We start from the raw sequence: 10,296 nt of genomic DNA, 5'->3' as shown, positions 1-10,296 counted from the left end.
AGGTCGTCGCCCCCTGCGATCGCCGAAGCGAGGGCGCCGCAGAAGACATCGCCCGCACCCGTCGTGTCCACGACGGGCACTCGGCGCGCCGGCACCCGCGCCAGCTCCTCCCCCGCCAGGTAGACCACGGAGCCGTTCTCGCCGAGCGTGACGATCAGACGGTCGACGAGGCCTGCGAGGAGGGCGGATGCGGTCGTCAGGTCGGGGCGATCGGCGATGAGGCACGCCTCGTGCTCGTTGACCACGAGGATGTCCGTGTCCGCCAGCAGGGAGCCGGGAAGCGGCCGAGCGGGGGCGGCATTGAGGATCACGGTCGTGCCTGCGGAGCGGGCCTGAGCCGCAGCCAGGGCGATCAGTCCGAGCGGGAGCTCGAGCTGCATGAGCAGGACGCCGTTCGAGGAGATGGCGGCGATCTCGTTCCGACGTAGGTCGGTGACCGTCGCGTTGGCCCCGGAGGAGACGATGATGGTGTTCTCGCCGGACGCGTCCACGACGATGAACGCCTGACCGCTCGGCCCCTGGACGCGCCGGATCAGCTCGCCGCGGACACCCGCCTCGGTCATCGCCTCGATCAGCAGGTCGCCGTCGGCGCCGATCGCCCCGAGGAGGCTGGTCGGTGCGCCGGCGCGGGCCGCGGCCACCGCCTGGTTGAGCCCCTTGCCGCCCGGAAACCGCGCCGTGGACTCGGCGATCAGGGTCTCGCCGGGCAGGGGGATGCACTCCACCGTGAAGACGGCATCGATGTTGGCGCTTCCCACGACGGTCACCCCGGATCGTTTGTCTCCGTCGTTGCCAGCAGTGGTCATGAGGCCAGATTATCGCCACCGGCCGGGGTCCGTTTTCCGTTGTCCGGATCGTCGGCGACGACCGTGATCGCCGCTGTGATGGGGACCAGGCCGCTCAGCCGCCCGGGAGACAGCAGTCGCACCGCCTCCTCGCGGCTCAGGAGACCGGCGGCGACGACGAGATCGGCGATCGAGGAGTTCGTCGTCAGGGCGGTATGGGCGAGGGCTGCGGACGCTGCGTAGCCGATGTACGGGGTGAGTGCGGTCACCACCCCGACCGAGGCCTCGACCTGGCTGGCCAGCCGGGAGACGTTCGCGCGGATCCCGTCGACGCAGTTCAGCCGCAGCGTCATGCAGCCGTTGGTCAGCCACATGACCGACTGGAGGACGCTGTGGGCGATGACGGGTTCGAAGGCGTTGAGCTGGAGCTGGCCGGCCTCCGCGGCCGCCGTCACCGTCGCATCCGCCCCGATCACGCTGAAGGCCACCTGGTTGACCACCTCCGGGATCACCGGATTGACCTTGCCAGGCATGATGCTCGACCCCGCCTGACGCGGCGGCAGGGTGATCTCGCCGAGGCCGGCCTGCGGGCCGCTGGAGAGCAGCCTCAGGTCGTTGCAGATCTTCGAGAGCTTGACGGCGGCCCGCTTGAGCGTCCCGCTGAGGGTCATGAACACCCCCGCGTCGGAGGTCGCCTCCACGAGGTCGGGGGCGGTGAGCATCCGGATGCCCGTGAGAGCGGAGAGGTGGCGGCGCACGGCCTCCGCGTACCGCGGATCGGCCGTGATGCCCGTGCCGATCGCCGTGGCCCCCAGGTTGATCTCGGTGAGCCAGGGAATGGTCTCGCCCAGGCGCTCGATGTCCTCCTCGAGGGTGTGCGCGAAGCCGGTGAACTCCTGACCGAGGGTCATCGGGACCGCGTCCTGCAGCTGAGTGCGCCCGACCTTGAGCACCTCGGCGAACTCCCGGCCCTTCGCGGAGAAGGAGTCGACGAGGCGGCGCTGCTCCTCGATCAGGCGGCGCACCCCGAACACCATGGCGAGCTTGATCGCCGTGGGATAGACGTCGTTGGTGCTCTGGCTGCGGTTGACGTCGTCGATCGGGTGCAGGTGTTCGTAGCCCCCGAATGGCCGGCCGAGCAGTTCGAGCCCCCTGTTGGCGATGACCTCGTTGGCGTTCATGTTGGTCGAGGTTCCGGCGCCGCCCTGGATCACGCCCACCACGAACTGCTCGTGCAGGCCACCTGCCACGATCTCCTCGCAGACGCGGCCGATCACCTCCGCCTTCGCGGGATCGAGCGCGCCGAGCTCGCGATTCGCCATGGCCGCGGCCTGCTTGACCCTGGCGAGGGCCACGACCAGGTCGGGGTAGATCGAGATGGGACGCCGGGAGATCGGGAAATTGACCAGCGCCCTGCCGGTGTGGATGCCCCAGTATGCGGCCGCCGGGATCTCCATCGAGCCCAGCGAGTCCCGCTCCGTCCTCGTCGGCTCCGATGCCTTCTCCCCCCATGCGGGAAAAAGGGGCGTCTCGATGTTCACTGCGCTGGCTCCATCGTCCGGTCTCACGGATGGCCGGTCACCTCATCGACTCTACTCGGGGCCTCAGAGTCGGTTGTTATGGTCGGTGTATGCAGCTTCGCACCGTCCTCCTCGCCGTGTCGGTGGCGCTCGTCGTCGTCGGGGGGACGGCAGGATGCACGTCCCAGGCCGCGCCAACGCCGACGGCGAGCGCAAGCGCCTCCGCCGATCCCGAGATCGCCGCTGCGGCGGCCCGACTGCCCTCCTGCGACGACGTCGCGAACGTCCTCGGCCCCGTCGCCACCGGTCTGAGCTATGACGAGACCTCGTCGACCTCTCTGGACGAGGGCAGCTCCGGGCAGCGTTCGTGCGCCTTCACGAGCGCCGACAACACCGACCAGCTGCTTGTGCTGGCGACGGTGAGCCCGTTGAGCTCCGATCAGCTCGGAACCCTCCGAGCGGAGAAGACCACCATCGCCGATCCCCGCGCGACGGCCATCGACTCTGTGCTGCAGACCTCGAAGGCGAACGACGGCCCGACCTCCCACCTCGACTCGGTGCTGCTGCTCGTCGGCCCCACGTACACGCTCGTCCTGGGCGCGCAGTCGACGGGAACGGACGCCGCGGCGGCCTTTCCCTCGCTCACCGTCGCCGCGGCGGCGGACGCGCTGTTCAACGTCCGGGCGCTCATCGGCTGACCCGCCTCAGCCGTGAAAGGCCGGGACGACCAGGTACACCGCCCAGAGGACGGCCGCCCCGCAGACGACGAAGGAGGCCACCCCGAGCGGCCTGCGCCAGCCGCCGGGAACGGCGACGAGACGCAGGCCGAGGGCGAAGAGGAAGACGACGGTGCACGCGCCGACGATCGAGACCACGAGGACCACGAGGAAGCTCAGCCAGTCGATCACGATCCGCCTCCGTCCACCCTGGCCCGTTTGCGTCGTTTGGGGCGGACGAGCGCGGTCGGCTCGACCGCCACGGCGCGCGCGGCGGCTCCCGACCGTCTCGAGTAGAGGAAGATGCCGACGATCGCGACGAAGGCGGCCACCGCATCCACGACCACCCCGGCGACGCCCGCGAGCGCGATCCACGACGCGAGCGCGCCAACGAGGCCGGCCGCGGGGATCGTGATCAGCCAGCCGATGCCGATGTGCCCCGCGGTGCGCCACCGAACGGACGCCCCCTTGCGGCCGATGCCCGTTCCGATCACGGATCCGGAGGCGACCTGGGTGGTCGACAACGCGAAGCCCAGGTGAGTGGAGGCGAGGATGCTCGCCGCCGTCGCGGCCTCCGCGGCGAAGCCCTGGCCCGGCTCGATCTCGGTGAGCCCCGTTCCGAGGGTGCGGATGATGCGCCAGCCGCCCGTGTAGGTGCCGAGCGCGATGGCGAGGGCGCAGACCACGATCACCCAGACCTCCGGGCCGGAGCCGGCGGGCTGGAATCCCGCGGCGATGAGGGTGAGCGTGACGACGCCCATCGTCTTCTGGGCGTCGTTGGTGCCGTGAGCGAGCGCCACGAGCGAGGAGGTGAACATCTGGCCGTATCGGAAGCCGCCCCGCTGCTTCTTCTTCGTCGTGGTGTAGGCGATCCGGGTGGCGAGGAAGGCGACCAGCCCCGCGGTGACCGGTGCGAGCACGGCGGGGAGGACGATCTTCGAGAGCAGGACGGAGAGGTCGATGGACCCGAACCCGGCCCCGACGACGGCGGCGCCGATCAAGCCGCCGAAGAGGGCGTGACTGGAGCTGGACGGCAGGCCGAACAGCCAGCTGACCAGATTCCACAGGATGGCCCCGATGAGGCCGGCGAAGATCATGACCGGGGTGATGCGGACGCCGTTGCTGCCCTCCCTGATGAGGCCACCGGAGATCGTCCTCGCGACCTCCGTGGACAGGAATGCTCCGACGAGATTCAACGTTGCAGCAATGGTGACGGCCACCTTGGGCTTCAGAGCACCGGTCGCTATGGGAGTTGCCATGGCGTTGGCGGTGTCGTGAAAGCCGTTGGTGAAGTCGAAGAAGAGGGCCAACGCGATAACCAGCGCGACCATGAGCCAGATGTCCACGGGGGCCCAAGTCTTACAGGATGATGAACGAGAGGCAAACTGGAGCTTAAGCCGACCGCCCGAACCGGGCAGACGGTGGCTCTGGCGTAGAGTTTTTCAACAATGACACACATTTCAGTCGTGATCCCTGCGCTGAACGACGCCGACATGCTCCGCGAGTGCCTGGCCGCTCTGGCGGCACAGACACGGCCCGCTGACGAGATCGTCGTCGTCGACAATGCGAGCACCGATGACACGGCTCGTGTCGCCCGCGCGGCGGGGGCCAGGGTGGTCTTCGAACCCCTCAGGGGCATCTTCCCGGCGACGGCTGCCGGATTCGACGCCGCCCACGGCGACATCCTGGCGCGCCTGGACGCCGACTCCCGGCCCGCTCCGGACTGGCTCGCCCGGATCGAGAACATCATGCAGCGACAGAACGGCCTGACCGCCGTGACCGGCCCCGGCATCTTCTACGGCGCGAACCAGTTCATCCGCTGGGTCGGCAGAGAGCTCTACATCGGCGGTTTCTTCTGGTCGATGGAGTTCCTGCTCGGCCATCCCCCGCTGTTCGGCTCGAACATGGCGATCACCGCCGAGATGTGGCGGCGTCTGCGCGGTTCCGTCAATCGCACGATCCGCGAGGTGCACGACGACCTCGACCTCAGCTACCACCTCGAGCCGGACATGGACGTCCTCTACGACGAGCAGCTGAGGGTGGAGGTCTCCGCGCGGCCGTTCGCCTCCTTCTCGACGATCGGACGGAGACTCGGCTGGGCGTATACGACGCTGGCGCTCGACTTCAAGCAGATCCCGCCGCTCGCCCGGCGCAAAGAGCGCCGGGACTGGGCAGAGGCGCGCCTCGAGGAGGCGGCCGGCGGGCTCGTCGCCTAGGACGCCCGCGAGAAGAGCTCGAGCAGGTCGCGGTTGAGCTGGTGCGGAGCCGTCTCGCACGGGCTGTGCCCGGTGCGATAGACCGCGAGCCTCGCACCGATCTCGGTCGCGAATGCGCTGTGCAGGTGAAGCGGCCAGAGGTCGTGCTCCCCCACCGCCACGAGCTTGGGGATGTCGGAGTCCCGCAGCTCCGCACGCACGTCCGGTGACCGCTTCATGAGCCCGATGATGTCCTCGACGGCGGCGACCCTGGTCACGGTCAGCCTGTGCTTGACGAACGCCAGTCGGCCGGGCGGCACCCGGGTCAGGTTGCGACGAAGGCCCCAGATCATCAAGGCGGCCCCGATGGGACCGGTCGCCAGCCCGGTGAACGGCCCGATCCGGCTGACCCCCCTGAAGCCCTGACCCGGCTGCGGTGGGCAGCTGAGCAGGGTGAGACTCGCGAAGAGCTCCGGATGACGCTGAAAGCTCATCTGAGCTACCGTGCCGGCGAAGGAGTATCCGAGCACGTGAACGGGCGCCGATCCGTCGGCGAGGATGGCGAGCATGTCTCCGACGAAGAGCTCATAGTCGTAGTGCTCGCGCGGGACCGGCAGGTTCTCCGGCCCGGCGAGGCGGGACTCGTACTGGCCCGCCAGGTCGTAGCTCTGCACATAGAACCCGGCCTCGGCCAGCTCCGGCATCATGAGGATGAAGTCCTCCTTCGAGCCGGTCACCCCTGGCACGAGAAGCACCCTTTGTCCCGCCGGGTCGCCCAGGGAGATCATGGCGATCGGACCGCTGGGTGCGACGAAGGTGGAGGCGACGGCTCCGGCGGGGAGGACCGTCCAGTCGATGTCGGGAAGCGCCGCATCGTGGATCGCCGCTTCGTCGATGACGGAGGACCCGAAGTCGCCGAGATGGGAACGCGCTCTGTCGTCGTTCCTGCCGGCTCGGGATTTCACCTCAACAATCTACCGTCCCGCCGCGGCCAATCGTGCATGGCCCGCGACCCGGCCGATGAACTCCTGCAGCCGGCGATACACCTCCTGGGATTCGGGGAAGGCCGCATTCTGCTGCCAGGTGTGCTCCGTGTTGCGCGAGGAGCGTTCGTAGATGAGCGTGTCGACCGGCACCCCGCGCTCGCGCAGTCTGGCCACGTAGTTGAGGTTCGCCCGGTAGAAGTAGTCGCGCTCCGAGGTGGTGAGGAACACGGGCGGATCCCCCCTGTCCACCCATTCGATGGGCGAGAGGAAGCGGGCGGCACGGCGGAGCGAGACGCCCCGGCCGCGATGCGGCAGCAGCATCCTGACGAAGTTACGGCTGAGGATGAACCCCCGCTCGAAGATCACCGAGAAGTCGACGGCGCTGCAGTGCTGGACCAGGCCGCGGAGGCTGGCTGGTGGGATCGCCGGCTCCAGGCCGTAGTGCTCGGCGAGCGCCGGACGCAGGACGGCGGCCTGGTAGAGCGCGGCGATCTGACCGCCGGCTGAGTCTCCGCCGAGGACGATCCTGGTCGGGTCCCCGCCGTGGGAGCCGATGTTGTCCCTCACCCACGCGAGGACGGCGTTGGCGTCGTCGATCATGTCGGACATCCGGAAGCCGGTCGCCTTGCGATAGTTCGCGTTGACGACGATGATGCCAGAGGCCGCCTGGCTGGCGCAGTACTTGGTGAGCGCACCCTTGTCCCCGGAGGTCCAGCCGCCGCCGTGGAAGTACACGTAGACGGGAAGCCCGTCCGCGGAGAACCCCTCCGCGGGCCGGGGCGCCATGACGTCGAGGCGGTGCTCGCGGATGCCGTCGCCGACGAAGTCGATGTCCGTCGTGTAGTCGACGGAGGTGATCGGATCGACGTTGAGACGGGCGAGCTCGCGCGGTTCCAGCTGGGCCATGAGGCCGCGCCACACCCACACGGGAACCCGCTGCAGCACACCACGGGCGCCACGACCGGGGGCGGGCGGGCGCGGGTCCCGGGATATCTCACGCATGCGGCTACGGTAATCCCGCCGCCCTAATTCGCGCTGAGAGTCGGCCACGGGCTGACACGCAGGCCTCGAGGAGGTCCGAGCCACCGGCAGCGAAGTAATCTGGCCCTGAACGACGACGAGTGGACACGAAGCGTGCCGGAGGAGCAGATGAGGACGTCAGCCGGCCACCGACGGGCCGGACGACGACTCCGCCGCGGTGGGAGGGTCCTCCCCCTCCCCGTGCACACGGTGCCGGTCTGGATCATCGCCGGAATGCCCCTCCTGCAGCTGGGAATTGGGCTGCTCCTGCTCTTCGCCTTTCCCGCGCTCATGGGGCCGACGGTCCTGGCCATCGTCTGGGTGGTGCCGTACCTGGCCGTGGTCGGCCTCGCGGCGCTGGACACGGCGCGGCTGGGACGGGCCGGCCACGCGCATCCCGCCCACTGGGCGATTGCCCTTCTCAGCGCGCCGGTCTACCTCATCGCCCGCGCGATCGCCCTCAGCCGGGTCGGCGGCGCCGGAGTGACCCCGCTCGTCGTCTGGGTGGTGCTCGGACTCCTGCAGTTCAGCTCCGTGCTGGCCGTCCCCGGGCTGCTGATCTCGGCCCTGCCGTCGACCTTCAGGGCCGAGGCCGAGCGCTCGATCGTCACCGACGCCGCGATCATGGGGGTCAAGCTCGACGTGAGCTGCCCGCAGGCCCCGCCCACCCTCATCGGCCAGCGGTTCAGCTGCTCCGCGAGAGACGGCGCCAGGGGACCATACGACGTCACCGTGAGCCTGCAACGGGTCAACGGCTGGATCGACTGGCGGGTCGACGACTGGGGCGTCTACACGAGCGACCGCTGAGCCCGGCGTACAGTCGTGGCATGATCCGGATCGAGGCGGTGCGGGGTGACATCACCCGGGAGAGGGTCGATGCCATCGTCAACGCGGCGAACAACTCGCTGCTCGGCGGAGGGGGTGTCGACGGGGCGATCCATCGTGCCGGCGGCCCGCGGATCCTGGAGGAGTGCAGGCTGCTGCGATCGACCCGCTACCCGGACGGCCTTCCCACCGGCGAGGCCGTCGCGACGACGGCGGGCAGGCTCCAGGCCAGGTGGGTGATCCACACCGTCGGCCCCGTGTACACGCGCGATGCCGACCGCAGCGGCCTGCTCGCGAGCGCGTACCGCCGGTCGATTCGTCTGGCCGCAGAGCTCGGCGCCAGGAGCGTCGCCTTCCCGGCGATCTCCGCGGGCGTCTACGGATGGCCGATGGACGACGCGGCGCGCATCGCCGTCACGACGGTGCGGGAGGTCGCGGAGAAGGAGCCCGTCGGAACCCTCGAGTTGGTGCGTTTTGTGCTGTTCGGTCCCGCGGCGCTGACCGCCTTCGAGGAGGCGCTCGCCGGCTGAGCCTGCCTGCGCCCGCGAGCAGCAGAATGGGAGCATGCCAGAACAGGTTCTCGTCGTCCTCAACCAGCCATCCGCGGATGCCCCGCCGCACATCCAGGGCGCACGGCCCTTCGAGGCGGCCGACCCGGCCGCCCCGCTCGTCCGCCCCCTGGATCTCGGCCTCACCCGCGGAGACGGCATCTTCGAGACCATCAGCGTCGTGCACGGCAGGCCGATGGCGCTCGACCACCATCTGAGACGGTTCGCGGCGTCCGCGGCCAAGCTCGCCCTGCCCGCACCGGACGTCGAGGCCTGGCGCTCGGCCATCCTGGCGGCGATCGAGGAACTCGGATCCGTCGAGGAGGCCTCGGTGAAGACCGTGATGACCCGCGGAGTGGAGGGAGACGGGCGTCCGACCGGCTGGGTGCACGCGAGCCGCTCCCCCGACTACGGCGGGGTGCGCAGGGAGGGCATCCGTGTCATCACTCTCGACCGCGGCTACCGTCACGATGTGGAACGGACCTCGCCGTGGCTGCTCGCGGGGGCGAAGACGCTCAGCTATGCGGTCAACCGATCGGTGCTCCGGGAGGCGGCGAGCCGGGGGGCCGATGACGTCATCTTCGTCTCGAGCGACGGCTTTGTGCTCGAGGGGCCGACCTCGACGGTGCTCTACCGTCTCGGCAACCGGCTGTTGACCCCCGGCACCGGCCTGGGCATCCTCGACGGCACGACCCAGGCGAGCATCTTCCGCTACGCGGAGGGGCGCGGCTTCGAGACCGGGTATGCGCAGGTGAGACCCGCCGAGCTGCGCCGGGCGGAGGCGATCTGGCTGGTGTCGAGCGTGCGGCTGGCCGCGCCGGTGAGGGAGCTCGACGGCGAGGAGTTCCCCGTCGACGCTGAGCTGTCCGCCGGAATCAACTCCTACCTGCTCGAGCTCGGCTAGACGGCCGCCGCCCCGCCGCCCCCTCTGCGCCCTGCCCTCTGCTGCCACCGCCACAGCGGCCGCTGCCGGCCCCGGCAGCGGCCGCCGGCCCCGTGATCGCCTGTCACGAACTGCTCGCCGCCGGCGTTCAGCCGACACTTCGTGACAGGCGATCACAGGGCAGGGCGGCGGCGGCCGGGTGCCGGCGTGGGCGCCGGCCCGCTGGCGGGCGGCCGCCGGACGGCGGGGTGGGCGGGCTAGACGGCCGCGCGGACCAGCGCGAGGACGGCGGTCGCGTAGGCGTCGCTCGCGTCGGCCTCCTCCACGAAGGTGTCCCGGCCCGCGACGACGAACTCGACCCGGAAACCGCTGCCGGTTCGCGTCAACGAGCGGAACGCGCCGCGGAGAAGCTCGCGCAACTGATGTTCGTGCGGCAGCCAGAGCGCCTGCTCGAGGGCAACGGAGTCGAGCGCCCATTCCGTCGTCCCGTTGAAGCCCAGGATCGTGCCGGTCTCGAACTCATGGGACTCGATCGTCATGTCGCTGACGACGAAGACGTCCCCCTCGAAGCCCTCCCGGTTGATGACGAAGGCGTCGCCGGAGGCCGGCGACCACCGGACACCCGACTGCTGGAGTTCCAGGGCGATGCTGCGGGAGATCATCCGGCCATTATCGTCGCGGGAGCTGGATGCGTCGTGGACGCCGACGAGGCGAGGCAGGCAGCGCGATCCGGCAGCGGTCCCCTTCCCTGTCAAGGGGTGACCGGGCGCGGTTCGCTCCCGTATCGTTGCAACGGGCGACCGGTGTCGCTCACCGCT

General features: G+C 69.8%; 12 protein-coding genes. 5 read left to right on the top strand and 7 right to left on the bottom strand.

The window, feature by feature from the left end:
- On the bottom strand, positions 1-806 hold an 806-nt coding region (locus tag VGC18_RS11710; RefSeq protein ID WP_331097545.1), incomplete at its 3' end, for a ribokinase.
- The gene (locus VGC18_RS11705) at positions 803-2,326 is read right to left on the bottom strand and encodes an aspartate ammonia-lyase (protein WP_331097543.1); all 1,524 of its coding nucleotides are present in this window, start codon (positions 2,324-2,326) and stop codon (positions 803-805) included. The genes VGC18_RS11705 and VGC18_RS11710, both read right to left, overlap by 4 nt.
- An 89-nt stretch (positions 2,327-2,415) precedes the next feature.
- On the opposite strand from VGC18_RS11705, the gene VGC18_RS11700 reads away from it, so the two are divergent.
- Entirely contained in the window at positions 2,416-3,003 is a 588-nt protein-coding gene (locus VGC18_RS11700) for a hypothetical protein (protein ID WP_331097541.1), read from the top strand.
- A gap of 6 nt (positions 3,004-3,009) precedes the next feature.
- Here VGC18_RS11700 and VGC18_RS11695 read toward each other — a convergent pair whose 3' ends face one another.
- A complete protein-coding gene (locus VGC18_RS11695) occupies positions 3,010-3,213 on the bottom strand; it encodes a hypothetical protein (RefSeq protein ID WP_331097539.1) in 204 nt (67 codons plus the stop codon).
- Complete coding sequence (locus VGC18_RS11690) at positions 3,210-4,367, bottom strand: inorganic phosphate transporter (protein WP_331097537.1); 1,158 nt, start codon at positions 4,365-4,367, stop codon at positions 3,210-3,212. Before VGC18_RS11690 ends, VGC18_RS11695 begins: the two co-directional genes overlap by 4 nt.
- A gap of 102 nt (positions 4,368-4,469) precedes the next feature.
- Here VGC18_RS11690 and VGC18_RS11685 point away from each other — a divergent pair, with 102 nt between their 5' ends.
- Complete coding sequence (locus VGC18_RS11685) at positions 4,470-5,237, top strand: glycosyltransferase family 2 protein (RefSeq protein WP_331097535.1); 768 nt, start codon at positions 4,470-4,472, stop codon at positions 5,235-5,237.
- Here the strand turns inward: VGC18_RS11685 and VGC18_RS11680 are convergent.
- On the bottom strand, positions 5,234-6,181 hold the full coding sequence (locus VGC18_RS11680; protein WP_331097533.1) for an alpha/beta hydrolase: 948 nt from the start codon (positions 6,179-6,181) through the stop codon (positions 5,234-5,236). The two genes, VGC18_RS11685 and VGC18_RS11680, sit on opposite strands and share 4 nt — an antisense overlap.
- 9 nt (positions 6,182-6,190) lie before the next feature.
- Positions 6,191-7,204, bottom strand: coding sequence for an alpha/beta hydrolase (locus VGC18_RS11675; protein ID WP_331097531.1), 1,014 nt, complete (start codon positions 7,202-7,204; stop codon positions 6,191-6,193).
- Between the two features lie 252 nt (positions 7,205-7,456).
- On the opposite strand from VGC18_RS11675, the gene VGC18_RS11670 reads away from it, so the two are divergent.
- The 3 genes from VGC18_RS11670 to VGC18_RS11660 are packed head-to-tail and all read left to right on the top strand — an operon-like array spanning position 7,457 to position 9,499.
- Positions 7,457-8,029 carry a DUF4333 domain-containing protein gene (locus VGC18_RS11670; protein WP_331097529.1) on the top strand — a complete coding sequence of 191 codons (573 nt, stop codon included), beginning with the start codon at positions 7,457-7,459 and terminating at the stop codon, positions 8,027-8,029.
- A gap of 20 nt (positions 8,030-8,049) precedes the next feature.
- A complete protein-coding gene (locus VGC18_RS11665) occupies positions 8,050-8,577 on the top strand; it encodes an O-acetyl-ADP-ribose deacetylase (protein ID WP_331097527.1) in 528 nt (175 codons plus the stop codon).
- A gap of 34 nt (positions 8,578-8,611) precedes the next feature.
- The gene (locus tag VGC18_RS11660) at positions 8,612-9,499 is read left to right on the top strand and encodes an aminodeoxychorismate lyase (RefSeq protein ID WP_331097525.1); all 888 of its coding nucleotides are present in this window, start codon (positions 8,612-8,614) and stop codon (positions 9,497-9,499) included.
- 236 nt (positions 9,500-9,735) lie between these two features.
- On the opposite strand, the gene VGC18_RS11655 is transcribed toward VGC18_RS11660, so the two are convergent.
- Positions 9,736-10,140, bottom strand: a complete 405-nt coding sequence (locus tag VGC18_RS11655; RefSeq protein ID WP_331097523.1) for a hypothetical protein — start codon at positions 10,138-10,140, stop codon at positions 9,736-9,738.
- Positions 10,141-10,296 lie beyond the last annotated feature (156 nt).

It is taken from the genome of Lacisediminihabitans sp. (genome assembly GCF_036404185.1).
Taxonomy (GTDB): Bacteria; Actinomycetota; Actinomycetes; order Actinomycetales; family Microbacteriaceae; genus Lacisediminihabitans.
Note: the sequence above shows the minus strand (reverse complement) of the source record. Positions and strands in the feature narration are given on the sequence as shown.